Origin of the sequence: Streptosporangium sandarakinum, assembly GCF_050942225.1 — a bacterium.
In the GTDB taxonomy this organism is placed as follows: Bacteria; Actinomycetota; Actinomycetes; order Streptosporangiales; family Streptosporangiaceae; genus Streptosporangium; species Streptosporangium nondiastaticum.
Genome location: NZ_CP192034.1, coordinates 333,303 through 357,748 on the forward strand (window position 1 = coordinate 333,303; position 24,446 = coordinate 357,748).

Sequence of the window (24,446 nt, forward strand, 5' to 3'; positions counted from 1 at the left end):
CTCCCCGGCCCGAAGACCGGGGAGCGCACCGGAGCCTAGTAGCGCTCGCGGCGGACCGTCGCCCGGCGGCCCTTGATGGTGCTTCCCCGCAGTCCTGCGATCACCTGCTCGGCCGCCGGGTCCGGGACCTCCACCAGGGAGAAGCGGTCGAAGATCTCGATCGCCCCGATGTCCCGGCCGCTGAGGCCCGTCTCGCCGGCGATCGCGCCGACCAGGTCCTGGGGCCGGACGCCGGCGCTGCGCCCGGCGCCGACGAACAGGCGGGTCATCCCGCCCGAGGCGGCCCGCGGCCCGCGCCGCGGCTCACGACCGCCGTCCCGGCCGCCGTCCCGCCCGCCGTCCCGGCCCATGCCGTCGCGGCGGCCCCGGCCCTCGGCGGGCCGCAGGGTGACCTCGGGGATCTCCTCCTCGTCGGCGGCGGCCCCGCTGGCCTCGTGGGCCAGCTTCACCGCGGCGAGCGCCACCTCCATGATGTCGAACTCGTCGGTGAGGGTCTCGACCACGACGCGGAAGCGGTCGAAGTCGTCCTCCAGCAGGCTCTCGTGCAGCGCGGCGCGCGTCATCTCCAGCTGCCGGGCGCGCAGATCCGCCACGGTCGGCACCTTCTCGACCGGGATCCGGCGCTTGGTCACCCGCTCGATGGTCTTGAGCATCCGGTGCTCGCGCGGCTCGGCCAGGGTGATGGCCACGCCCTCGCGGCCGGCCCGGCCGACCCGCCCGATCCGGTGCACGTACGCCTCGGGCGCGGAGGGCACGTCGTAGTTCACGACGTGGGTGAGCTGCTCGATGTCGAGGCCGCGCGCGGCCACGTCGGTCGCCACCAGCAGGTCGGCCGTGCCGCTGCGCAACCGTCCCATGACGCGGTCGCGCTGCTCCTGGCCCATCCCGCCGTGCAGGGCCTCGGCGCGGTAGCCGCGGCCGTTCAGGGTCTCGGTGAGCTGGTCCACCTCGTCGCGGGTGCGGCAGAAGACGATCGCGGCGGTGGGCGACTCCACGTCCAGCAGGCGGCCGAGCGCCGCGGGCTTGTGCGCCCGGGGCACCACGTAGGCGGTCTGCCGCACCAGCGGCGACTCGCCCGGCGCGGGCGCCTCCCGCCCGATCTCGATCCGGACCGGGTCCTGCAGGTGGCGACGGGCGATGCCGTTGATGCGCGGCGGCATCGTGGCGGAGAAGAGCACCGTCTGGCGGTTCTCGGGGGTCTCCTGGAGGATCGCCTCGATGTCCTCGGCGAAGCCCATGTCGAGCATCTCGTCGGCCTCGTCCAGCACGACCATGCGCAGGTTCGACAGCCGGAGCGTGCCGCGGCCGATGTGGTCGAGCGCGCGTCCGGGCGTGGCGATCACGACGTCGACCCCGCGGTCCAGCGCGCGGAGCTGCCGCCCGATCGGCTGCCCGCCGTAGATCGGCAGGACCTGCGCGCCCAGCTCGCGGCCGTAGTGGTGGAACGCCTCCGACACCTGTACGGCCAGTTCCCGGGTGGGCACCAGCACCAGTGCCGTCGGGTCCTCCCTCTCGGCCGCGGTGCCGAGGCGCTGGAGCACCGGGAGCGCGAAGGCGGCCGTCTTGCCGGTGCCCGTCGCGGCCTGGCCGAGCAGGTCGCGGCCCTCCAGCAGCGGCGGGATCGCCTCCCGCTGGATCGGCGTGGGCTCCTCGTAGCCCAGGCCGGAGAGCGCGCGCAGGATCTCGGGCCTCAGGTCCAGCTCGGCGAAACCGGACGCGATGCCGTCGGTCATGGCCGGGTCGGGCGCGGGGGTGGTATTCGGGGTGGTCATGCTCGGGTTTCCTCACTCCTGGACGGACGCGCAGGGCTCACGGTGACGACAAGTTCCACCCCGTGACCGCATGCTCCGTCTTCGGGGCGCCCCCGGACCGCCGGTTTCACCGGTCCGTCACGGCGCGCCTCCCCGGACGGCGGCCGTCGTGAGCGGCCGGGCGCGAACGCCGGTGGACCCGTCGGCCGGTCCCACCTCAAGGGACCGGCGCCGCCGATCCGGTGGTGACGGGCGGGCCAGGGTGCGTGTCCCATGACATGCCCGGCCGTGCGCCGGACGAACGTCGAACAGACGACATCGGCGGCGAACTCCGGATCGGTGGTCCCAGCCTAGTTGACCTCCCCGTGCGTTCGTCCGGGGCGGGTGTCCCGATGAGGCCCGAAACGCCGACGCCCCGGCGTCCGGCCGGGAAGGGCCGGGCACCGGGGCGTTCACCGTGCGGTCAGCGCAGAGCGGAGAAGAACTCCCGGACGTCGCCGGCCAGCAGCTCCGGCTGCTCCAGGGACAGGAAGTTGCCGCCGCGCTCGAACTCGGTCCACCGGGTGACGTTGTGGTCGCGCTCGGCGAACCGGCGGACCGTGATGTCGGTGGTGCGGGCGAGCGCGATGGCGGTGGGGACGGTGCCGCGCTCCTTGGGAGCCCAGGCGGCCGGGTCGTGGGCCATCTCGTAGTAGAGGTTCGCCGAGGAGCCGGCGGTGCCGGTGAACCAGTAGACGCTGACGTTCGTCAGCAGGTTGTCGCGGCCGACGGCGTCCTCGGGCAGCTCGGCCGCCGCGTCCGTCCACTCCTTGAACTTCTCGGTGATCCAGGCGAGCTGCCCGACGGGGGAGTCGTGCAGGCCGTACGCGAGGGTCTGCGGGCGGGTGGACTGGATGACGTTGAAGCCCATCATGTCATCGCGGAAGTTCTGCAGCCGGGCCAGGCGCTCCTGCTCGTCCCCGGTCAGGTCGGCGAAGTCGGCGGGGTCGTCGGAGGGGAAGGTGACCAGCCCGTTCAGGTGGATCCCGACGACGCGCCCGGGGACCTGGCGGCCCATCTCGGCGGCGATCCAGGCGCCCCCGCCGCCGCCCTGCACGCCGTAGCGGTCGTAACCGAGGCGGTCCATCACCTCGGCGAACGCGCTCGCGATCTTCCCGGTGTTCCAGCCGGGGGCGGTGAGCGGCCCGCCGAAGCCGACGCCCGGGGTCGAGGCGATGACGAGGTGGAACTCCTTGGACAGGGGCTCGACGACCTCGGTGAACTGGGTGAACGAGCCCGGCCAGTCGTGCAGGAGCAGCAGCGGGAGCGCGTCGGCGTCGTCCGACCGGACGTGGGCGAAGTGGATCGTCTGGCCGTCCACCTCGGTGGTGAACTGCGGGAGCTCGTTCAGCTTCGCCTCGGCGGCGCGCCAGTCGTAGCCGTTCGCCCAGTGGTCGGCGAGCCCCTTCAGGTAGTCCACCGGCACGCCGCGGCTCCAGCCGGCGCCGGGGATCTCGCCGCTCCAGCGGGTGCGGCGGAGCCGGTCGCGGAGGTCGTCGAGGTCGGCCTGCGGAACGTCGATGTGGAAGCGGCGGATCTCGGTGCTCGTCATGCCGGCGTGCCTCTCTCGCGGTTCACCGACCCACTCTGCGGAGCGGGTCGTTCTGTTCCAACTATAGCAGAACGGAATGCTCTATTCCACAAATATGCCGGAGCGAGCCGGTCCGGCGGACATGGAACCGCGGGCGCGGCGACGCGCCTCCCGGCGCTCTCAGCGTGTCCCCAGGGCCTCCCGTACGGCGGAGCGCGGCTCCGTCCGAGGCCCCGAGGCCGGGCGTTGGCAGCGCCCCGGCCGGTTCCCTGAAAGGAAAGCCCCTGTGTCGGGTCCCGCCCACGCGGGAGTGCCATGGGCGGGATTCGACACAGGGGCTCGGGCCGCGGTCGCGGTGTCCGGGCGGTTCCGGGTCAGATCATCACGTGGTCGTCGGGGCGGCCGACGAAGGAGAACTGGGCGCCGCGGGTGAGCTTGTGGTCGTCGGGCTGCCAGGTGTGCATCGTCGGGTCGCCGCTGCGCCAGTAGACGAAGTTGAACCGGTCGGTGGAGTAGATCTTGACCCGGTCCTCCTTCAGCCGCTTGACCAGGCGGGTGTCCTCGCCCCGGGTGACGTCCTCGAAGCCGTAGTGACGGAACATCTCGGCCTTGCCGAGGAAGGTGCCGCCCTGCACCAGCCAGGCGTAGCGGTGCTCCAGGCCCGGCATGCGCAGCATCGTGGTGTTGGTGGACTCGAAGTAGGCGTAGTGCGCGCCCTTGCCGACCAGTTCGGCGTCGGAGTAGTCGAAGGCGCGGACGAGGTCCGACAGGTAGTGCTCGCCGTACAGGTTGTCGTCGTCCATCTTGGCGATCAGCTCGCCCTCGGCCGCGGCGATGCCCATGTTCATACAGGCGCCCAGCGACATCGACGCGTCGGCGGCCAGCACCACGACGTCGGAGACCCCCGCCACGCGGGCCTTGTCGGCGACCACGACCGGGTCGATGTCCAGGCCGTGCAGCACCATGACGAGCTGGACCGGGTTGTGGATCTGCCTGGCCACCGAGGAGATGGCGTGTTCGAGCTGCGAGGCCCGGTTGGTCGGCAGCACCACCGAGACGGACCGCGTCCGGGGCCGCACCGGCCGGCCGAGGAAGCCCAGGATCTGGTCCACCCGGTGGGTGAACAGGTGCTTGTCGAAGACCTCGCGCATGGCCAGGTGCCCCCGGCGGGCGCGCAGCTCGGGGCTGTTGATCAGGTGCAGGACGTTGTTGTAGGACTCCAGCTCGTCGTGGGCGATGGGGACGAGGTCGCCGAAGGTCTCCTCGATGGCCCGGGACCAGCCGGAGACCACCGGGGTGGAGCAGGCCGACAGCTCGAAGACCCGCCGGGCGCACATGGTCGGCGAGTGCAGCACCGAGTTCACGTTGAGGAAGACCTTGTACATCTTGTACGCGGCCAGCATCCGGTCGTAGGGCAGCTCGCCCACGATGTGCGGGACGTACTTCTCCGGCCAGGCGTACTTCTCGTCCACCGTGCCGTTGCGGGCGAAGATGTGCAGGCCCAGCTCGCGGATCGGGTCGAGGACCGTCTCCATCTGCTCGCGGCGCTCGGGGTGCTTGTCGCGGAAGTACATGCCCGCGAAGACCACGTCGTGGATGCGGCCCTGCTTCTCCTGGATCGGGTTGTGCACCCGGGGCTGGGCCGCGAACTGCAGGACGTCCACCCGGTCGTGCCCGAGCACCTCGCGGTAGCGCGGCACCATGTCGCCGTCGCAGGTGAAGACGTAGTCGAACAGCTTGGCCGTGTCGATGAAGAAGTCGAAGTTCGGCGGGTCCTCCTTGTTCCAGAAGACCGTCGGGATCCCCTCGGCGCGGCACCACTCGATCAGCGCGCGCAGCTCCGGCTTGGGGGCGTTCGTCCCGGTCATCTGGTAGCGCCAGCGGCCCTGGTTGCCGTGCCAGGCCGACTCGGCGAACAGGATGTCCGGCCGCCGCTCGGCGAAGATCTCCGGCCAGTCGCGCAGCCCGAACTCGATCTGGTCCCACTCGTATTTGAACGCCATGCGGGAGAAGTCGTCGAGGATGACCGCGACCTTCAGGTCGGGCCGGTTCACCGGGCCGGACGGCCACTTCACCTGCGGCACGTCCACGACGGGCCCCCGGTTGGAGACCTCATCGATCACCTCCGACACCGGCCGGGGCGCCTTGGGCGCGCGGCCGGGCCGCATCGCGCCGCGCAGCTTGCCCGGCAGGTTCACCACCCCGGCCCCGCGGGCCCCGGTCAGCGCCTCGGCCACCCGGTAGGGGCGCTGGACCTTGGTCGACTCAAGCTTCCACTGGGCGTACTCGGCGCGGGCCTCGGCGATGGCCAGCCGCCGCTCCAGGTCCTGGACGCGCTCCTCGTAGCGCTCGATGACCTTGCGCTCCTCGGGCAGCCAGTTGACCGGTCCGAGACGCTGGTACTTCGGCTCTTCGGGAGTCTGCTCACTCATGGGGTCGGTCGCCTTCGTCCGGGGTCGTGCCAGCGTACGGCTTACGCCGTGATCAAATGGGCGTTTTGCGGAGGTTCGCGGAGTACGGCCCGCCCGTCACGGCACGCCGTACGGTACGGCCCGCGCCATACGGCACAGCCCGCGCCCGTCACGGCGTGCCGCCCGTCACAGCGCGTCGCGCGGCTCGTTCTGCGCCGCCGGGGAGAGGTTCCGGCCGCCGAGCCACGCCTCGATCACCCGGGCGATCCGGGGACCGGCCTTGCCGTCCCAGAGCGGCGGCAGCTCGCCCGACGGCGTCGCGGCGCCGTCGGCCAGGGCCCGGTCCGCGGCGGCGGGCAGCCCCGCCGGGGTGACCAGGCGGTTGGTGCCGTGGGTGACGGTGACGGGCCGCTCGGTGTTGGGCCGCACGGTCAGGCAGGGCACACCGAGCATGGTGGTCTCCTCCTGCACGCCGCCGGAGTCGGTGACGACCAGGGCCGCTCCGCGCACCAGCGACAGGAAGTCGACGTAGCCGAGCGGGTCGACGATGGACAGCCGCTCGCCGTCCACCAGACCGGCCTCGGCCAGGCGGGTCCGGCCGCGCGGGTGCAGCGGCACCACGACCGGCAGCCGCTCGCTCACCGCCAGCACGGCGTCGACCAGCTCCTTGGCCGCGGCCGGGTCGTCGACGTTGGCCGGGCGGTGCAGGGTCGCCACGGCGTACCGCTCGCCGAGCCCGAGGCGCGCCCGGACCGGGGCCGGATCGAGCCGGTCCAGCGCGGAGAACAGGCTGTCGATCATCGGGTTGCCGACGAGGTGCACCCGGGCGGGGTCCACGCCCTCGTTCGCCAGGTGGGAGAGCGCGTCGGACGAGGTGGCGAAGAGGATGTCGGACAGCGCGTCGGTGACGACCCGGTTGACCTCCTCGGGCATCCCCCGGTCGAAGGAGCGCAGGCCCGCCTCGACGTGCGCGGTCGGGACCTGCAGCTTGGCGCAGACGAGGATCGCCGCGAGCGTGGAGTTCACGTCGCCGTAGACGACGACCAGCGCCGGGCGGTGCTCCAGCACCACCTCCTCCAGGCCGGTCAGCAGGGCCGCCGTCTGGCGGGCGTGCGAACCGGACCCGACGCCGAGGTTGGCGATCGGCTCGGGCAGGCCGAGGTCGGCGAAGAACACGTCGGACATCAGGGCGTCGTAGTGCTGGCCGGTGTGGACGATGCCCTGGCGCACCCCCACCTCCGCGAGTGCCCGCACGACCGGGGCGGCCTTGACGAAGTTGGGCCGCGCGCCGAGCACGTGCAGGACGAGCGGGTCCTCGGGGGCCGGAGCCGTCTCCGTGGGGGCGTAGTCCCTCACTGACCTCGCCTTTCATCCGGGAGTAGGTCAAACGTTGCCTATGGTACGGTCACGGCGTGGTATCCGACGCCAGCAGGCCAGAGTCCCCCAAGGTATCCGCGAGGACGGCCCGAGCCGGTCTCGGCGGGCTGCTGAAGGGGTTCGCCCAGCACCCCGTGATCGTGTCCCGCGTCGTCGCGGCCAAGGTCAAGTCCGACCCGGTCAGGGTGGCCCAGGCCGCCGCGGAGACCCTCCCGCCGAAGCTGCGCCCCGTCGTGGGCCGGGTCGCCTGGCCCGCCGCGCGCCGGGCGAGGTTCGTGTTCCGCAAGCTCGGCATGCGGGTGCTCAAGGGCCCCTGGAACGACGCCAAGGAGCACTTCGACGCCGGCCGGATGACCGACGCCGTCGCGGTGCTGCAGCCGTACACCAAGTACCCCTTCATCAACCGCCGGGCGACGTACTACGCGGGCGAGCTGGCCGCCATCCAGCCGAACCCGATCCCGCCCAAGCCCAAGGTGATCGTGGGCGAGCGCGTCCAGGGGAGGGTGCTGCACTGCGTCACCAACGCCCTGCCGTACACCCAGGCGGGCTACACCGTGCGGACCCACCGCATCGTCACCGCGCAGAAGGCCGCCGGGCTCGACCCGCACGTCGTGACGAGCTGGGGCTGGCCGATGATGCAGGGCCACGCCGACGCCGAGCCGTACGAGGAGATCGACGGGATCCCCTACCACCGGCTGCTGCCCAGCGGCGAGGTGCCGTTCGAGAGCCACGGCCGGATGATCCGCGGCGCCGGCGAGGTGACCGAGCTGGTCAGGACGCTGCGCCCGCAGGTGCTGCACGCCGCGACCGACCACCGCAACGGCTCGGTGGCGCTGGCCGCCCGCGAGCGGACCGGCACGCCCCTGGTCTACGAGGTCCGCGGCTTCCTGGAGGAGACCTGGGCCTCACGCGACCCCAAGCGGGTCGGCAGCCAGCGGCAGGTGCTGCAGCGCGAGCGCGAGGCGTTCATCATGCGCTCGGCCGACGCCGTGGTCACCCTCGCCGAGACCATGGCCACCGAGATCGTCGACCGGGGCGTGCCGCGGGAGAGGATCTACCTCGCGCCCAACGCGGTGGACGACTCCCTGCTCACCGCCTCCTACGACGGCCCGGCCTTCCGCGCCGCCTACGGCATCGAGCCCGACGAGATCATCATGGGCTCGGTGTCGAGCATCGTGGGCTACGAGGGCTTCGGCACGATGATCAGCGCCGCCGCGCTGCTGCGCGATCGGGGCACCCCGATCAAGGTCCTGCTCGTCGGCGACGGCGCCGCCCGGCCCGGGCTGCTGGAGCAGGTCGAGGAGCTGGGTCTTGAGGACATCGCGATCCTGCCCGGCCGGGTCGGCCCGGACGAGGCGCTGCAGGCCCAGGCGGCCATCGACATCTTCGTCTGCCCCCGCGAGGACCTGCGGGTCTGCCGGCTGGTCACGCCGCTGAAGCCGGTCGAGGCGATGGCGCTCGGCAAACCGGTCGTGCTGAGCGACCTGCCCGCGCTGTCGGAGCTGGTGGGCACCGACGGCGCCGGCCTCCTGGTCCCGCCGGGCGACCCCGAGGCGCTCGCCGACGCGCTCGCCGAGCTGCGCGAGGACCCCGAACGGCGGGCCGCGATGGGCGAGGCGGGGCGGGCCGAGGTGGCGGCGAAGCGCACGTGGAGCCGGGTCGCGGAGACCTACCGCGAGATCTACCGATCCCTCACCGACCGATGACCACCCGTCATGAGCTGTATGACCAGCCGTTTACGAGGCGTTCAGTCGCATTAGACGTGCCTCGTGCCGACTTGAGATAGCCTTTGCCACCATGAAGTGTTGTTTCCGGCATTCCAAGGTCACGCCGTGAGCGAGCGAAGCGAGCACGCCGACGGGCGGGGCAGCCTCGCGGGCGTGGCCGAGGAAGCCCATGACGCGGGCGTCTACGACCTGGCCGTGATCGGTCTCGGGTATGTCGGCATGCCCCTGGCCAAGGAGGCCGCGGCGGCGGGCCTGCGGGTCGTCGGCTTCGAGGTCGACCCCGCCAAAGTCGACGCCCTGAACGCGGGCCGCTCCTACATCGACGACCTGACCGACGCCGACCTCGACCACATGCTGGCCGGCGGGTTCCGCGCCACCCTCGACGAGTCCGTGCTGGCCGCCAGCCGCACCATCGTCATCTGCGTGCCCACCCCGCTGGACGAGGACCACCGCCCCGACCTGTCCGCCGTCGAGGGCGCGACCGCCACGGTCGCCCGCAACCTCTCCGCCGGCACCCTGGTCGTCCTGGAGTCCACCACCTGGCCCGGCACCACCGACGAGGTCGCCCGCCCGATCCTGGAGGCCTCCGGCCTCGCCGCGGGCACCGACTTCCACCTCGCCTTCTCGCCCGAGCGCATCGACCCGGGCAACCCCAAGTTCGGCCTGCGCAACACCCCCAAGGTCGTCGGCGGCTACACGGCCGCCTGCCGCGACCGCGCGGTCGGGTTCTACTCCCAGTTCGTCGAGCAGGTCGTGCCGGTCAGCGGCACCCGCGAGGCCGAGATGGCCAAGCTCCTGGAGAACACCTACCGGCACGTCAACATCGCCCTCGTCAACGAGATGGCGATCTTCTGTGACGAGCTGGGGATCGACCTCTGGGAGTCCATCGAGGCCGCGGCCACCAAGCCGTTCGGCTTCCAGAAGTTCCTGCCCGGTCCGGGCGTCGGCGGCCACTGCATCCCGGTGGACCCGTCGTACCTGTCCTACACGGTCCGCAAGCTGGGCTACCCGTTCCGGTTCGTGGAGCTGGCCCAGGAGATCAACGAGCGGATGCCGTCGTACGTGGTCGCCCGCGTGCAGCGGCTGCTCAACCGGCACAAGAAGGCGGTCAACGGCGCCAGGGTGCTGCTGCTCGGCGTCACCTACAAGCCCGACATCGCCGACGAGCGGGAGACCCCGGCCCTGCCGGTCGCCCGGGCCCTGCTGGAGCTCGGCGCCGATCTGGTCTTCGCCGACCCCCACGTCAGGGAATGGCGGGTGGACGGCATGGAGGTGCCGCGCGAGGACGACCTCGCCCGGGCGGTCGCCGAGGCCGACGTGACGCTGCTGCTGCAGCAGCACGCCGCCTTCGACCTCGCCACCATCGAGGACCACGGCCGGCTCGTGCTCGACACCCGCGGCGTGCTCGCCGAGGGTGAACGCGTCGAGCGACTCTGACGGCGGAGGCTGCGCGCAGTGCACGTGCTCGTCATGACGGTGGTGCATCACCCCGAGGACGCCCGGATCCTGCACCGGCAGATCCGGGCGCTCGTCGATGCCGGTCATGAGGTCACGTACGCCGCGCCGTACACCGCGCGGGGCGTCATGGCCCGGTCGTGGGTGAACGGCGTCGACCTCCCCCGGGCGGCGGAGCGCAGGCGCCTGTCCGCCGTGCGGGCCGCCCGCAAGGTGTTCAAGCGCATGCGCGACCAGGTCGACCTGGTCGTGATCCACGACCCCGAGCTGCTGCTCGCGGTCGCGGGGGTGCGACGGCGGCCCCCGGTGGTCTGGGACGTCCACGAGGACACCCCGGCGACCCTGTCGCTGAAGCCCTGGCTGCCGGCGTTCCTGCGGCCCCCGGTACGGTTCATGGCCCGCATGTTCGAGGGCATCGCCGAGCGGCACCTGCACCTGCTGCTGGCCGAGAGCGCCTACGCCGGCCGGTTCAGCCGCACCCACCTGGTCGTCCCGAACGAGACCTGGGTGCCCGACGCGGTGACCGCGCCGGGCGACGACCGCGTCGTCTACCTCGGCTGGCTGTCGGAGGCGCGCGGGGTGCACGACGCCATCGAGGCGGCCCGGCTGCTGAGGCCGCACCGGGTGGCGGTCGAGCTGATCGGCTACGCCGACCCGCAGTCCCGGCCGGCGCTGAACGCGGCGGTGGCCGAGGGGGTGCTGGAGTGGCGCGACTTCATGCCGAACGACGAGGCGCTCAAGCGGCTCGACGGCGCGCTGGCCGGCCTGTCGCTCCTGCACGACGAGCCCAACTACCGCCACTCCATGCCGACGAAGATCGTGGAGTACATGGCCCACGGGGTCCCCGTCATCACCACGCCCTCGCCGCGCGCGGTGGAGCTGGTCGAGCGCTACAACAGCGGCGTGGTCGTGCCCTGGAACGACCCCAGGGCGGTCGCCGACGCCGTGCTGTTCCTCCGGAACGACCCCCGCGAACGGCATGGCCGGGGCGCCCGGGGGTATGCGGCGGCCCGTGCGAACCATCACTGGCCGAACTCCGCCCGTCGCTTCGTGGCCCAGCTGGAGGAGTGGGGCGGCGTCAAGAACTGACCGCTTGTACGGCGAAATGATTTACGTCCGCCTGATCACAAGAACGGTAGTGTCCTGATCGTGCGCTGGTTCACCGCTCTGCTCGGCGTGGCGATCCTCGCGGCGGTGGCGGCGGTCGTCCTGGTCCTCCCCCGGGACGGCGAGAAGGCGGCCGACGGCAGGACGCCGATCGCGTCGTCGGTCCCCGCGCGGACCCCCTCGACCCCCGCCCCGAAGGCCGAGTTCACCGACCCCTGTGGAACGTTCGACACGGCCATGCCCACGCCGTACGCGGTGACCGGCTACTGGCTCATCCCCACGGTCGACCACTGCACCTGGCGGCGGCAGTTCGCCGCCATCCACCGGCTGGGCGGCGACACCGTGATCCGGATCGGCTGGGGCCTGCAGGCCCGCCGCGTCGACGACGAGGGCCGCGTCCTGGACAAGAACGGTGAGAAGGTCGATCCCCGCTACGAGCCGTGCGTGGAGGACGGGCTGCCCTGCGAGGCCGCGGCCGAGCGCGACCTCCAGGCCGCCAACCCCGGCAACCGGGTGAGCTGGACGTTCGTCTACCGCACCGACGAGGCGTTCGGTCCCGGCCTGTTCCGCTGCCCGGAGTTCGAGCGGAAGATCCCCGTCGGCAAGACCGTCTTCTACCGCCTCCTCGTCAACGAGGACGGCAGCGACGACCCGACCTGCGACAACATCAGGGCCAAGGGCCGCGGCTACCACGTGATCCTGATCGCCGCGGCGGAGAAGGACAGCCTCACCGAGCTGCTCGACCTCGGCGACCAGTTCGGGGTGAAGGTCTTCCCCGCCCTGCCGCTGGCCCCGCGCGACCCGGCGCTGCAGTCCAGGGCCGCCAAGCAGGGCACGAACACCCTGACCACCCTCACCCGGCGCATCCTGCAGGACTACGGCGACCGCTTCGGTGACCGGGCCTCGCTGGGCGGCTTCTACCAGCCGTTCGAGGTGCAGATGCGCGACATGCGCTACTCGGGGTCCAGCGACCCGGAGGAGGCGAAGAAGGACCATCCGACGCTGCGGGTCTACGCCTCCCAGCACGAGATCGTCGAGCAGGAGATGCCGGGCAGACCCATCCTCGTCAGCCCCTACCTCGACGCCCGCAAGAGGCTGTCGTTCAGCGCCACCCCCCAGGAGGTCGCCCGGGGGTTCGAGGCCCTCGCCAGGACCGGCGTCGGCATCATCGCGCCGCAGGACAGCCGCGGCACCGGCAAGGTCGGGCTGTTCTGGCCCGACGAGCGCGACGAGAAGGTGGACGAGAGACTGCGCCCGGTCGTCGGGGAGGCCGACAACGGCACCGCCTACCACGGCTCGACCCGCGACTACTACCGGGAGATGTCCGCGGCCCGCGACCGGATGGCCGAGCAGGGTTACAACGTGCAGCTGTGGGCCAACGTGGAGGCGTTCGAGCCGTCGAAGGGCGAGCCCTGCGAGGTGCGGACCGGCGACCGCGGCCGTACCGACAAGAAGCGGCTCGACGCGGCCGTGACCCAGGCCGGCCGCTACGTCTCCAAGATCGTCTCCTACATGTGGAGCGACTTCTACACCTGCGGCTCGCCGTCGCTGTCGGAGGAGATCACCCGCGACTGGAACCGGCCCATCCCGGTGGACGCCGTCCGCCGGCCTCGTGACATCCAGGACGGCGTGGAGATCCGGGGCTACAACATGCCGATGGGCGCGAAGGTCACCCTGACCTGGGAGGGACAGGAGACCCCCAAGGTCGTCGAGGTGGCCGGGGTGAACCTCAACCCGCCCCCGCCGAACCAGCCCGCCCGGATGGAGACGGCGTGGATCCCCTTCGACTGGACCCAGGTGCCGCCCGGCCAGTGGGTGGAGGTCGAGGTCGCCGCCCCCGACGGACGGGCCGCCGCCGAGGCGCTGCACGTCCGCGTCGCCCTCTGACCGGTGTAACGTGCCTGGCATGGTGCCGCGCATTCCCGTCAGCGTGGACCTGGTCGTCCTCACGGTGCGCTGCCAGGCGCTGAGCGCGCTCGTCTGGCGCCGCGACAGGCCCCCCTCCGAAGGACGCTGGGCCCTGTCCGGCGGATTCATCCAGCTCGACGAGGACCTCCCGGCCGCCGCGGCGCGGATCCTCGCCGAACGGGCCGGCCTGCCCGGCGCCCCGGTCCACCTGGAGCAGCTCCAGACCTACGGCTATCCCGACCGTGACCCGCGCCAGCGCGTGCTGAGCGTCGCCTACCTCGGCCTCGCCCCCGACCTGCCGGCCTCCACCGAGGCGCACATGAGCTGGGAGCCCGTCTCCTCGCTGCACGACATGGCCTTCGACCACCGGCGCATCATGGTCGACGGGGTCGAGCGCGCCCGCAGCAAGCTGGAGTACACCCCGCTGGGCGCGGCGTTCTGCCCCCCGGAGTTCACCGTCGCCGAACTGCGCCGGGTCTACGAGATCGTCTGGGACCGTCCCCTGGACCCGCGCAACTTCCACCGGAAGGTCACCCGGGCGGAGGGCTTCCTGGTGCCGACCGGCCGCACCACCACCCGCGACGGCGGCCGCCCCGCCAAGCTCTACCGACGCGGCCCGGCGACGCTCCTGCACCCCCCGATGCTCCGCTCCCTGAAGGACTGACCTCACCGGCTCCACGAAGGACGGGCGGTGACGGCACGGGCGGCGTCGCCCGGACGTGAGCCCCGGTCACGCAGGGCCGAGGAGACGGACGGAGCCCCGCCGTTCGGTCCTCGGCGCCTCACGGCGGTCAGAGCTCGTCGATCTCCCCCAGATCCATGTCGATCTCGAAGGGGACGCCGACCTTCAGCCGGTCGTGGTGGACGCCGGCGATCCCGTAGGTCCGGGTGGCCGGGTCGAGCTCGTAGACGTAGACCACCGGGCGGCCCTCGGCGAACTCCACCCGCCAGAAATGGGGGATGCCCGCCCCCGCGTACAGCTGCGGCTTGCGCTCGCGGTCGCGGATCTCGGACTCGGCGGAGACGACCTCGACGGCCAGGAGCACATCTTCCGGCCGGTAGGTCGTCTGCCGCAGCTCCTTGACGGCCTCCGCGCGGATCACGATGAGGTCCGGCTCCGGCCGCTGACGCTTTCCGAGCGTCACGGTCATCTCCCTGCGGACGCGCATGTCCGCGGGAGCGGTGCGGCGAAGCTCACGCTCCAGAAGGAACATCACCAGGGCGTGGAAGTTGGTCTGGGGGCTCACGAAGACGAGAGTGCCATCGATCAGTTCGGTGTGCGGGGGGATTCCCCTGAGGCGGTCCAGGTCATCGGCGGTGAAACCCTCCGGGGGCGGGATCACCCAGGAGGGCAGAGGCTCCGTTTCGGATATGTCGGCAGCGGGGGCCTCGGCCACGTGCGGCGGTGCGATGCTCATGTCGTCCTCCCGGTCGGGCAAGCCTCTCACCTCCAGTGTTCCAGGATCATGCCCCGTGCGCCCGTGGTTCTCCCGTCGGGGCGATCCTCCTAAAGTAAGAGCATGCCTCGTTTCCGTGCGATCCTGGACACCATGCCCGCCTACAAGGCGGGCAAGGCCGTCGTGTCACCCGACGGCCGGTCCTACAAGCTGTCCTCGAACGAATCCCCCTACGAGCCGCTGCCCTCGGTGGTCGAGGCGGTCGCGAAGGCGGCCACGGAGATCCACCGCTACCCCGACCCGGCCGCGACCGGCCTGACCAACGCCCTGGCCGAGCGGTACGGCGTGCCGCCGGAGCACATCGCGCTCGGCGGCGGCTCGGTGGCGGTGGCCCAGCAGCTCTTCGAGACCGTGGGCGAGCCGGGCGCCGAGGTGGTCTACGCCTGGCGGTCGTTCGAGGCGTACCCGCTGCTGGCCGACCTGGCCGGGACGACCTCGGTACGGGTCCCGCTGGCGGGCGAGTCGCACGACCTGGACGCCATGGCCGAGGCGATCACCCCGCGGACCCGCATGGTGCTCGTCTGCAACCCCAACAACCCCACCGGCACGGCCGTCCACTCGGCCGAGCTGGAGGCGTTCCTGGACCGCGTCCCCGAGGACGTGCTGGTCATCCTCGACGAGGCCTACCGGGAGTACGTCAGGGACGCCGACGTGCCCGACGGCCTCACCCACTACCGGTCCCGGCCCAACGTCGCCGTGCTGCGCACCTTCTCCAAGGCGTACGGCCTGGCCGGGCTCCGGGTGGGCTACCTCATCGCCGACGAGCCGGTGGCCTCCGCCGTGCGCAAGACGATGGTGCCCTTCGCGGTCAGCCATCTCGCGCAGGCCGCCGCGGTCGCCTCGCTCGCGGCCGAGGACGAGCTGCTGGAGCGGGTGGAGGCCGTGGTCAAGGAGCGCACCCGGGTCCGCGAGAGCCTGATCGGCCAGGGCTGGGAGGTGCCCGTCACCGAGGCCAACTTCGTCTGGCTCCGCCTGGGCGAGCGCACGACGGCCTTCGCCGAGGCCTGCGCGGCCGAGGGTGTGGCGGTGCGCCCGTTCGCGGGGGAGGGGGCGCGGATCTCCATCGGGTCCCCCGACGCCAACGACACCTTCCTCGCCGTCGCCGAGGCGTTCCGGAAGGCCTGACGGCCCGCCGCGGGCCCGCTCCGCCGGGCCCGCGGCGAAACCCACGACCCCACGCCCGCCGCGTACGGGCCCGCGTGATTCGCGTACGGCCCACGCCCGACATGTACGCCCCGCGCCCGCCGCGTACGGGCCCGCGTGGTCCGCGCACGGCCCGCATGGTCCGCGTCCGCCGTGCATGGCCCGCGTCCGCCGCGTACGGCCCCGTCCCGGCGCGCCGTCAGGCGGCCGCCGGTTCCTCCTCGGCGGCCGTCCGCGTCCGGCCGCGGCGTTCGGTGGAGACCACCAGGGCCACGCCCAGGACGATCACCAGGCCCGCCACGAGCATCGGGACGGTGACCGCCTCGTGCATGACGAGCGCGCCCAGGGCGACCGCCACCGCCGGGTTGACGTAGGCGTAGGTGGAGACGAGTGAGATCGGGGCGTTGCCCAGCAGCCAGACGTAGGCCGTGAAGCCCACCAGGGAGCCCATCGCGACCAGGTAGGCCAGTCCCGCCCAGGACGCCCCCGAGATGGCCCCGAAGTCCACGTGTTCACCCGCGACGGAGGCGACCAGCACCAGCCCGGCGCCGCCCGCGGCCATCTCGACCGCGCTCGCGGCGAAGGGGTCGGCGGGCATCGGGATCCTGGCCGACAGGAATGATCCGACCGTCCACGACAGCGACCCGAACAGGATGATGGCGATCCCCACGCCGTCGCCCGAACCGCTCCCGCCGGTCAGCGACAGCCCGGCCACCCCGCCGAATCCGAGCAGCACCCCGGTGAGGGTCAGCGTCCGCGGCCGGTCCCTGGCGATGAGCCGCAAGATGACCAGCCACAGCGGCACCGAGGCCACCAGCAGCGCGGCCAGCCCGCTGGAGATGTGCTGCTCGGCCACCGCGACCATGCCGTTGCCGCCGGTCAGCAGCAGCAGCCCCACCAGCGCGGCCCCGCCGGCCTCCCTCGCGGTCATCCGGAAGGCCCGCCGCCCCCGCAGCGCGAGCACCGCGAGCGCCAGGATCGGAGAGGCCGCCAGGAAGCGCATCGCGCCACTGCTCAGCGGTGGGATCGTCTCGATCGCGAACCTGATCCCCAGGTAGGTGGACCCCCACACGACGTACACGATCGCGAGCGCTCCCCACACGAGGAGCGGCCGGGGGCCGACAGCAGTGTCACGGCTCATGACGCATGACAATAGCCCCTGCGCCCGATCGTCATGCCGCATATTTCAGACATTGAGATGGGCGAGGGGCGAGTCGCCGGATCAGGAGTGAACCGCCGGATCCGGGGAAGCCATGAAGCCTGAAGACGAACCACCGGACCCCGGAACCACCGGGCTCCCGGAAGCCGCCGGGGGCGGAAGGAAGCCGCCGGGCCCGGGGGGCGAACCGCGGAGCCCGGGGACCCCGCCGTGCGAGGGCGGGGTCACCCGGCCGCGGAAGGCCGCAGGGGCTCGGTGACCGCTCGGGCGACCGCTCAGCGGCCGTACGGTGACGGCTCGGATGACCGTACAGTGACGGCTGACCGCACAGCGGACGCTCGGTGGCCGGCCCGGTGGTCGCCTCAGTGACCGCCGAGCTTCTCCACGATCAACCGGTACAGCTGGCGGGGCCGGCCCGGCTGGGGGGTGCGGTTCGGCGGAAGCGGCCACGCGAGTCCCTCGTCCACCAGCGTGCGCAGCAACCGCCGTGCCGTCCGCGGGGTGACGCCGAGCATCTTGCCCGCGCTCTCCGCGTCCACCACCGTGTCCCCGCCCTCCAGCTTGGCCGCCAGCCTGGCCAGCACCTCCACGCCCTTCGGCTTGAGCTGCCCACCGCCCTGGGGAGGCATCCTCGGCGCCGGGACCAGCGCCCTGCCCTCGCGGTCCACCGCGAAGCCCTGCGCCTGCTTGCCCGCCTGCGTGCGCGCCATGGCCGCGCGGGCGTGGGCCTCGGCGTCGTGGGCGGTACGGCCCATGCCGACCCCCACCTCCACCGCCAGGCCCAGCTCCTCGCGCACCCGGGCGGCGAACGGCAGCACCCGGAACCCCTCGGTGGCCGTGGCCACCGAACCCCGCGTCGCGGTCACCATGTAGCTGTGGTCGTCGACCGGGGTCACCGCCGCGTTGATCCGGTTGGCCTCCTGCACCAGCAGCCGGTGCAGCGACAGCCGCAGCTCGTCCCGCCAGTGACGCGGCGCGGCCCGGCGGACCGGCTCGCGCAGCGTGGGCACCTCCACCAGGATCACGGTGAGCTGTGACTCCTCCAACCGGTGGTGGGCGCCCAGCAGGGTCGCGGTGTGCAGCGCCGTACGGATCGCGGCGGAGGTCGGGCGGATCCTGATCGTCGGCACCCCCGCCGCCTGCAGGCGGTCGGCGACCGCGGGCAGGCACGTCAGCGCGCCGGTGCTGAGGCCCTGGCGGACGAGGCGCTCATGGAAGGCCGTGATCGTCCCGGTGGCCCCGGGCTCGTCACGGCTGTGCACCTCGCCCGCGGGTAGGCCGAGGTCGGCGTAGGCCTCCTCGACGTCCGCCCGGCTCAACACGTCCACGCTGACCCGGCGGGGGTCGATCCGCTCGTCCAGCGCCGCCCTCGCCAGCGCGGCGATCAGGGCGGCGCCGCCGAGCTGGACGTACGTCGCGGGCATCGTCAGCACCCCCGAACGCCGGGCCAGGTCGTAGGGGACGGGGCTGGCGAACAGGCAGGCGTCCACCCCCGCACCCAAACGGTTGACCTTGTCGGAGGCCTCCTGCTCGTCCCGGTATGCAGCGGCTACCAGGCGACAGGGCAGCGGGGCCGCCGCGTGTCCCATCAACATCACTCGCTCGACGAGGTCATGGGGTCCCACGACACCGATAGTGAGGTCCGGTGTCATGGCACCCGGGCGTGACACTCGTGGAGCTTCTTCAGCTCGCTCGACCAATGTTCGTCCCATCATGCCATCCGTTTGTTTCGGCTCTCTTTTGGAACGATCGCTTGTGATGGCCGTAATGTCACGCCCGATTTGATGTCAATTCTGGAGGCAAGTTCGGGGGTAAACCCCTTACTTCCATCGTTTACACAGGTCATCCCGGCTTTAGGGGAGGCGTGAACCGGCGATTACGCGGGAGAAATCTCCCGGGTCACATCGCCGCCCAGGGCCTGCATACGCTCGGCGAGATATGAGTGGCCGCGGTCGATGAGATATCCGGATTCGATGACGGTCTCCCCTTCGGCGGCCAGACCGGCGAGCACGAGGGCGATTCCCGAACGAAGGTCGTGCGCGGTCACCGACGTTCCGGTCAGCGGAGTGGCGCCGCGGACGACCGCGCTGTTCTCCTTGACCTCGATGTCGGCGCCCATCTTGTTCAGTTCGGAGGCCAACGCGAACCGGCCGTCGAAAATGCGCTCGTGAATGTAGCTGGCGCCGTCGGCGAGGCAGGCGACCGTCATGATCGGCGACTGCAGGTCGGTGGCGAAGCCGGGGTAGGTGTCGGTGATGACGTTGATCGGGCGCAGCGGACGGTCCCGGCGCACATGGAGCACCGCGCCGTGGTCGGCGAACTCCACCCCCATCTGCTCCAGCTTGTAGCGGACCACGCCGAGGTGGTCGAGGTCGGCGCCGACCAGGTTGACCTCGCCGCCGGTGATGGCCGCCGCCATGGCGAACACGCCCGCGTCGAGACGGTCGGGCATCACGGTGTGCTCGACGGCCTGCAGCTCCTCCACGCCCTCGACGGTGATGAAGCCGGTCCCGCCGCCGCTGATCTTCGCGCCCATCCGGGTCAGCATCTCGATCACGTCGAGGACCTCGGGCTCCAGCGCCGCGTTCTCGATCACGGTGGTGCCGCGCCCGAGGACGCCCGCCATGATGAGGTTCTCGGTGCCGGTGTGCGAGGGGGTGTCGAGGTAGAGGGTGGCGCCGGTGAAGCCGGCGGCCTTGACGTGGATGACGGCGTCGCCCTCGTCCACCACCGCGCCGAGGCGCTTGTAGCCCAGGTAGTGGAAGTCGAGGTTGCGGCTGCCGAGGTTGCACCCGCCGACGCCCTCGATGACGGCCTCGCCGAGGCGGTGCAGCAGCGCGGGCACGAACAGCACCGAGCCGCGGAAGCGGCGGGCGATCTCCGCGGGCAGCACCGGGCTCGACAGCGTGGACGCGTCGATGACCAGCGTGCGCTCCGCCTCGTGGAGCTCGACCTTCGCGCCGATCGCCTCGGCCAGTTCGACCGCGCGGCGGACGTCCTCGATGATCGGCACGTTGCGCAGCACGGTGCGGCCCTTGGCCGCCAGGAGCGCGGCGCCGATCATCGGAAGGACGGCGTTCTTGGCTCCCTGGATGAAGGCGGTTCCACGGAGGGGATTGCCACCGCGCACGCGGTAACGGACCATTCGTAATGCTCCTTGCAGGTGGGGCGGTTGTACGTCTACGGCGAAGCGCGACAGCCGGGGCGGCTACCGGCCAACAGTAGCCGCTGGATGTCCCTGAACAGGCCGCTTCGTGCGGGAACTACCCCTCGAACGGCCGAACAGTCGGGGGGCGCGTGAACTCCGGGTGAGGGTCACGCGTCCGCTCGGCGGTCCGGGGGGAACGGAAGGGCGGTACGGGGGTCTTTCGCGGGGGTCGTCCGGGACGGTCGCCGGGGCGGCGCGGAGGCGACCGGGGGTCACGGGAGCCCGCCCCAGGGCACGTGCTTCACCGCCCCGATTTTATTCACGCCGCCCGGGTCCCCCGCGCGGCGGGGGTCAGCGGGGAGGCGGCCGACAACAGGGTGTCGGCGCGCTGGTCGACGAAGCGGGTGACGAGTTGCTGGCCGTACCCGAACGCCATGGCCCACACCAGGATCGCCGGCTGCGAGCCGAGCCCGGCGAAACCGGGGACGAAGCCGGAGTTCAGGATCAGCAGGCCGAGCACGGCCGTGGCGACCCCGGCCGGCGCTTTGAGGAGGTTCTGCACCACGGCCAGCGAGTAGCGGGTGGACTGCTCCGACCGGGTGGACAGCGAGGCCGCGGTGGCCAGCGCCGCGCCCAGCATCCCGACCAGGGCGACGAGCGGGACATCGCCGTGGCCCGGACTGCGCCCGCCGGTCGGGCAGATCTGCGCGGGCATCAGCCCCTGGGCCTGGATCACCGCCTGGTTCCCGCACATCGGGACGACCTCGGGCCAGATCGCGCCGACGGCGACCACGCCCAGCACGAGCAGGGTGAGCATCATCACCCCGGCGAGCAGCAGGTTGCGGAAGCTGCGGACCCGCCCCGTCTCCATGGCCTGGGCGGTGTAGGCGGCGCGCAGCACCGACTGCATCAGCGGCCTGTCGTCCTCGCCCAGGTCGCCGGCGGCGAGCCTGGCCTGCAGGTGCACCAGGCGGGGGTCGTCGGCGGGGAGGTAGGCCCGGCCGATCGCCACCACCTCCGGGCACCTGCCGCACAGCTCCACCGTGGGCAGCACGCCGTACAGCATGACGGTCGCGCTGTTGATGTTGGACCAGGCGCCCTCGATGGCCTGGCCGGTCAGCCAGCGCCGCAGCCCGTGCCTGCTGCGGGCGTAGGTCTCCGCGCGGGCCAGGTGGGTTCCGATGCCCTCGCCGACCGAGACGAGCTGGCCCGCCTCGTCACGCAGGGCCAGGGCGCGCTCGGCGTCGGCCCTGATCTCCTCGCTGCGCGTGGCGACGTACACCCGCCAGGTGCCCGGCCAGCGCAGCACGCCGGTGTCACCGATCCGTTCGAGCGACACCGGGGAGTCGAGCGTCATCGTTCCTCCGAGGGGGGCGCGGCGGGACGGGCGGCACCTGCCCCCTGCTCATCGGGGCATGCCTCCTCCACGCTACGTCTCCCGCCCCCCACGGGTTCACCGTGCCGCCCCGGCGTCTCCCGCGGGCGTCCGGGCCGCCCCGGCCGCGCCCGCCGTACGGGGGCGGCGCCGCGAAGAGGCCCGGGGCCCGGGGCGCCGTGCCCGCGGCTTCAGAGGGCGCGTGACGCGATGTCGGTGCGGTGGTGCGAGCCGCGCATCCGGACGCGGCCGACCGCCTCGTAGGCCGCCGCGCGCGCCGCCGCCACGTCCGGGCCGGTGCCGACCACGCTGAGCACCCGCCCGCCGTTGGAGACGACGCGGTCGCCGTCGGCGGCCGTCCCGGAGTGCAGCACGTAGGCGTCCCCGCCGACGTCGGAGAGCCCCTCGATCACGTCGCCCTTCACCGGCTCGCCGGGGTAGTTCTCCGCCGCGACGACCACGGTCACCGCGGCGCCCTCGCGCCACGACAGCGGCCCGAAGCCGCCCAGCGTGCCGCTCGCGCAGGCCAGCAGCAGCCGGCCCAGCGGCGTGGCGAGCCGGTCGAGCACCACCTGGGTCTCCGGGTCGCCGAACCGCGCGTTGAACTCGATGACCTTCGGCCCCTCGGCGGTGAGGGCCAGGCCGACGAACAGCACCCCGGTGTACGGGGTGCCGCGCCGGGCCAGCTCGGTGACCGTCGGGATGACGGTCTCGGCCATCACCCGCTCCGCGAGGTCCGCGGGCGCCCACGGCAGCGGCGTGTAGGCGCCCATGCCGCCGGTGTTGGGCCCCTCGTCGCCGTCGTAGGCGCGCTTGTGGTCCTGGGCGGGCTGGAGCGGCACGGCCGTGGAGCCGTCGCACAGGGCGAACAGCGACACCTCGGGGCCGTCGAGGAACTCCTCGATGACGACCCGCCCGCAGGCGGCGGCGTGCCGCAGCGCCTCGTCGCGGTCGCCGGTGACGACCACGCCCTTGCCGGCCGCGAGCCCGTCGTCCTTCACCACGTACGGCGCGCCGAACTCGTCCAGCGCCGCGGCGGTCTCCTCGGGGGTGACGCAGGTGCGCGACCGCGCGGTGGGCACGCCCGCCGCGGCCATGATCTCCTTGGCGAACGCCTTGGACCCCTCGATGCGGGCCGCCTCCGCCGACGGCCCGAAGCAGGGGACGCCCGCCGCCCGGACCGCGTCGGCCACCCCGGCGACCAGCGGAGCCTCCGGGCCCACCACCACCAGGCCGGCCCCCAGCTCCACGGCCAGCCCGGCGACCCGGTCCGGGTCGGTCGGGGTCACCGCGTGGAGGGTCGCCACCCGCGCGATGCCCGCGTTTCCGGGAGCGCAGTGGACTTCGGTGACCTCGGGATCCGCCGCCAGCGCCCGGCACAGGGCGTGCTCGCGCCCGCCGGAACCAATCACAAGAACGCGCACGTGCGAGAGCCTATCGGTCCCCGCCGGACGGCGGTCCTCCCGGTTCGGCGGACGGCCGTCACGGCCAGGAGTAAGCTGGAGGGCACCCGACTTCTGTGCTAGGTTTGGGCGGCTTTGCCTCTCTCAGGGTGATTGGAGGTGGTTGGGGATGTCCTCTGGCGATCCCAGCAGTACGTGCACGCGCACGTCTTCGGTGCGCACCCTTGACCACTCCGCATCATTGCCCGGCGGGCATCGCGCGCTTTTCTCCGCAGAACCGAGGTGACATCGCGTCGCGCGTGAACGGCCCAGGCCGGGCGGGAAGGCCTGCCATGCGCTCCTCGCTTCTCTTTCCCCGGATCAAGCACGCCCGCGTCGTGCGGGCTCCGCACGCCCCCGCCGCCTCCGCCCGCGTCAGGGCCGCCGGCCGGTGCGTCCCGCCCAGCGACTCGCTGGTCGAGTACGCCGCCTACATCGGCGGCAAGAAGATCGAGGCGCTGGGCATCCCCGACGCCCTGGAGATCGTCCGCCGGCACAACGCGGCCGAGGAGAACGGCAACGCGTTCGTCTGGGTGGGGCTGCACGAACCCGACGCCCCCGAGGTCGAGTGGCTGGCGGAGGTCTTCGCCCTGCACCCGCTCGCCGTCGAGGACGCCGTCAAGGCTCACCAGCGCCCCAAGGTCGAACGGTACGGCGACTCGCTGTTCGTGGTCCTGAAGACCGTCGCCTACCTCGACCACGACGTGCTCACCGCCACCAGCGAGATCATCGACACCGGCGAGATCATGATGTTCGTCGGGCCCGACTTCGTGGTGACCGTACGGCACGGCGGGCTCTGCCCGCTGTCGGTGGTGCGCGAGCGCCTGGAGGACGACCCCCGCCTCCTCGACCGCGGCCCGACCGGCGTGCTGCACGCGATCGCCGACCACGTCGTGGACAAGTACCTCACCGTGGCCGACCTGATGCAGGCCGAGCTGGAGGACGTCGAGGCCATGGTCTTCGCCGACGTCAGCGCCCGCGACATCGGCCGCATCTACAACCTCAAGCGCGAGATGATCGAGATGAAGCGGTCCGTCACGCCGCTCCAGTCGCCCATGTCGTCGCTGGCCCAGCGCCGCATGATCCCCTCGGAGATGCGCGAGTACTTCCGCGACGTCGTCGACCACCTGGCCCGCGTCTGCGAGCAGGTCGAGTCGTCCAACGAGCTGTGCAACTCGATCCTGCAGGCGGCGCTGGCCCGCTCCAACGCCCTCGCCAACGAGGACATGCGGAAGATCTCCGCGTGGGTGGCCATCATGGCGGTCCCGACGATGATCGCCGGCATCTATGGCATGAACTTCAAGCACATGCCCGAGCTCGACTCGGTCTTCGGCTACCCGCTGGTGATCGGCGCGATGGTCATCGCCTGCTCGCTGCTCTACCGGGGCTTCCGCCGCAACGGCTGGATGTAGCGGC

17 protein-coding genes are annotated in these 24,446 nt (G+C 72.2%); 7 read left to right on the plus strand and 10 right to left on the minus strand.

What is annotated here, in order from left to right:
* Positions 1-35 precede the first annotated feature (35 nt).
* The 4 genes from ACQP10_RS01670 to wecB form a co-directional block, all read right to left on the minus strand.
* Entirely contained in the window at positions 36-1,772 is a 1,737-nt protein-coding gene (locus ACQP10_RS01670; RefSeq protein ID WP_346018051.1) for a DEAD/DEAH box helicase, read from the minus strand.
* 442 nt (positions 1,773-2,214) lie between these two features.
* Positions 2,215-3,342 (minus strand): epoxide hydrolase family protein, encoded by a 1,128-nt coding sequence (locus tag ACQP10_RS01675; protein ID WP_389992132.1) that lies wholly within the window; start codon positions 3,340-3,342, stop codon positions 2,215-2,217.
* Positions 3,343-3,695: 353 nt separating this feature from the next.
* Positions 3,696-5,753: a glycosyltransferase family protein gene (locus ACQP10_RS01680; RefSeq protein ID WP_179820922.1), complete on the minus strand. Its 2,058-nt coding sequence runs from the start codon at positions 5,751-5,753 to the stop codon at positions 3,696-3,698.
* A gap of 165 nt (positions 5,754-5,918) precedes the next feature.
* Complete coding sequence (gene wecB, locus ACQP10_RS01685; RefSeq protein WP_346018049.1) at positions 5,919-7,088, minus strand: non-hydrolyzing UDP-N-acetylglucosamine 2-epimerase; 1,170 nt, start codon at positions 7,086-7,088, stop codon at positions 5,919-5,921.
* Between the two features lie 56 nt (positions 7,089-7,144).
* Here wecB and ACQP10_RS01690 point away from each other — a divergent pair, with 56 nt between their 5' ends.
* The 5 genes from ACQP10_RS01690 to ACQP10_RS01710 all read left to right on the plus strand — a co-directional run bounded on the left by ACQP10_RS01690 (position 7,145) and on the right by ACQP10_RS01710 (position 13,970).
* Positions 7,145-8,815: a glycosyltransferase family 4 protein gene (locus ACQP10_RS01690; RefSeq protein WP_346018048.1), complete on the plus strand. Its 1,671-nt coding sequence runs from the start codon at positions 7,145-7,147 to the stop codon at positions 8,813-8,815.
* Between the two features lie 240 nt (positions 8,816-9,055).
* Positions 9,056-10,273: a nucleotide sugar dehydrogenase gene (locus ACQP10_RS01695; RefSeq protein WP_386151352.1), complete on the plus strand. Its 1,218-nt coding sequence runs from the start codon at positions 9,056-9,058 to the stop codon at positions 10,271-10,273.
* 18 nt (positions 10,274-10,291) lie between these two features.
* Positions 10,292-11,380 (plus strand): glycosyltransferase, encoded by a 1,089-nt coding sequence (locus ACQP10_RS01700; protein ID WP_346018047.1) that lies wholly within the window; start codon positions 10,292-10,294, stop codon positions 11,378-11,380.
* Positions 11,381-11,440: 60 nt separating this feature from the next.
* The gene (locus tag ACQP10_RS01705) at positions 11,441-13,285 is read left to right on the plus strand and encodes a DUF4434 domain-containing protein (protein WP_399498816.1); all 1,845 of its coding nucleotides are present in this window, start codon (positions 11,441-11,443) and stop codon (positions 13,283-13,285) included.
* Between the two features lie 19 nt (positions 13,286-13,304).
* Entirely contained in the window at positions 13,305-13,970 is a 666-nt protein-coding gene (locus tag ACQP10_RS01710) for an NUDIX hydrolase (RefSeq protein ID WP_179820908.1), read from the plus strand.
* A 127-nt stretch (positions 13,971-14,097) separates the two neighbouring features.
* Here ACQP10_RS01710 and ACQP10_RS01715 read toward each other — a convergent pair whose 3' ends face one another.
* Positions 14,098-14,724, minus strand: a complete 627-nt coding sequence (locus ACQP10_RS01715) for a Uma2 family endonuclease (protein WP_433540749.1) — start codon at positions 14,722-14,724, stop codon at positions 14,098-14,100.
* A gap of 102 nt (positions 14,725-14,826) precedes the next feature.
* On the opposite strand from ACQP10_RS01715, the gene hisC reads away from it, so the two are divergent.
* Positions 14,827-15,888, plus strand: coding sequence for a histidinol-phosphate transaminase (gene hisC, locus ACQP10_RS01720; protein WP_346018044.1), 1,062 nt, complete (start codon positions 14,827-14,829; stop codon positions 15,886-15,888).
* 217 nt (positions 15,889-16,105) lie between these two features.
* Here hisC and ACQP10_RS01725 read toward each other — a convergent pair whose 3' ends face one another.
* The 5 genes from ACQP10_RS01725 to purD form a co-directional block, all read right to left on the minus strand.
* Complete coding sequence (locus tag ACQP10_RS01725) at positions 16,106-17,047, minus strand: EamA family transporter (protein ID WP_433540750.1); 942 nt, start codon at positions 17,045-17,047, stop codon at positions 16,106-16,108.
* Positions 17,048-17,427: 380 nt separating this feature from the next.
* The gene (locus ACQP10_RS01730) at positions 17,428-18,717 is read right to left on the minus strand and encodes a GTP cyclohydrolase IIa (protein WP_179820897.1); all 1,290 of its coding nucleotides are present in this window, start codon (positions 18,715-18,717) and stop codon (positions 17,428-17,430) included.
* A 224-nt stretch (positions 18,718-18,941) separates the two neighbouring features.
* Positions 18,942-20,210: a UDP-N-acetylglucosamine 1-carboxyvinyltransferase gene (murA, locus tag ACQP10_RS01735; protein ID WP_346018042.1), complete on the minus strand. Its 1,269-nt coding sequence runs from the start codon at positions 20,208-20,210 to the stop codon at positions 18,942-18,944.
* A 322-nt stretch (positions 20,211-20,532) separates the two neighbouring features.
* Positions 20,533-21,570, minus strand: a complete 1,038-nt coding sequence (locus ACQP10_RS01740) for a hypothetical protein (RefSeq protein ID WP_433540751.1) — start codon at positions 21,568-21,570, stop codon at positions 20,533-20,535.
* A 209-nt stretch (positions 21,571-21,779) separates the two neighbouring features.
* Complete coding sequence (gene purD, locus ACQP10_RS01745; protein WP_346018041.1) at positions 21,780-23,012, minus strand: phosphoribosylamine--glycine ligase; 1,233 nt, start codon at positions 23,010-23,012, stop codon at positions 21,780-21,782.
* A 311-nt stretch (positions 23,013-23,323) separates the two neighbouring features.
* Between purD and corA the strand changes: the two genes are divergently transcribed.
* Positions 23,324-24,442, plus strand: coding sequence for a magnesium/cobalt transporter CorA (gene corA, locus ACQP10_RS01750; RefSeq protein ID WP_179820886.1), 1,119 nt, complete (start codon positions 23,324-23,326; stop codon positions 24,440-24,442).
* Positions 24,443-24,446 lie beyond the last annotated feature (4 nt).

Coding starts and splice junctions, on each gene's coding strand:
- ACQP10_RS01670 (WP_346018051.1), bottom strand. CDS start 1,772: ATGACCACCCCGAATACCACCCCCGCGCCCGACCCGGCCATGACCGAC.
- ACQP10_RS01675 (WP_389992132.1), bottom strand. CDS start 3,342: ATGACGAGCACCGAGATCCGCCGCTTCCACATCGACGTTCCGCAGGCC.
- ACQP10_RS01680 (WP_179820922.1), bottom strand. CDS start 5,753: ATGAGTGAGCAGACTCCCGAAGAGCCGAAGTACCAGCGTCTCGGACCG.
- ACQP10_RS01695 (WP_386151352.1), top strand. CDS start 9,056: ATGCCCCTGGCCAAGGAGGCCGCGGCGGCGGGCCTGCGGGTCGTCGGC.
- ACQP10_RS01710 (WP_179820908.1), top strand. CDS start 13,305: ATGGTGCCGCGCATTCCCGTCAGCGTGGACCTGGTCGTCCTCACGGTG.
- ACQP10_RS01715 (WP_433540749.1), bottom strand. CDS start 14,724: ATGAGCATCGCACCGCCGCACGTGGCCGAGGCCCCCGCTGCCGACATA.
- hisC (WP_346018044.1), top strand. CDS start 14,827: ATGCCTCGTTTCCGTGCGATCCTGGACACCATGCCCGCCTACAAGGCG.
- ACQP10_RS01725 (WP_433540750.1), bottom strand. CDS start 17,047: ATGAGCCGTGACACTGCTGTCGGCCCCCGGCCGCTCCTCGTGTGGGGA.
- ACQP10_RS01730 (WP_179820897.1), bottom strand. CDS start 18,717: ATGACACCGGACCTCACTATCGGTGTCGTGGGACCCCATGACCTCGTC.
- murA (WP_346018042.1), bottom strand. CDS start 20,210: ATGGTCCGTTACCGCGTGCGCGGTGGCAATCCCCTCCGTGGAACCGCC.
- ACQP10_RS01740 (WP_433540751.1), bottom strand. CDS start 21,570: ATGACGCTCGACTCCCCGGTGTCGCTCGAACGGATCGGTGACACCGGC.
- corA (WP_179820886.1), top strand. CDS start 23,324: ATGCGCTCCTCGCTTCTCTTTCCCCGGATCAAGCACGCCCGCGTCGTG.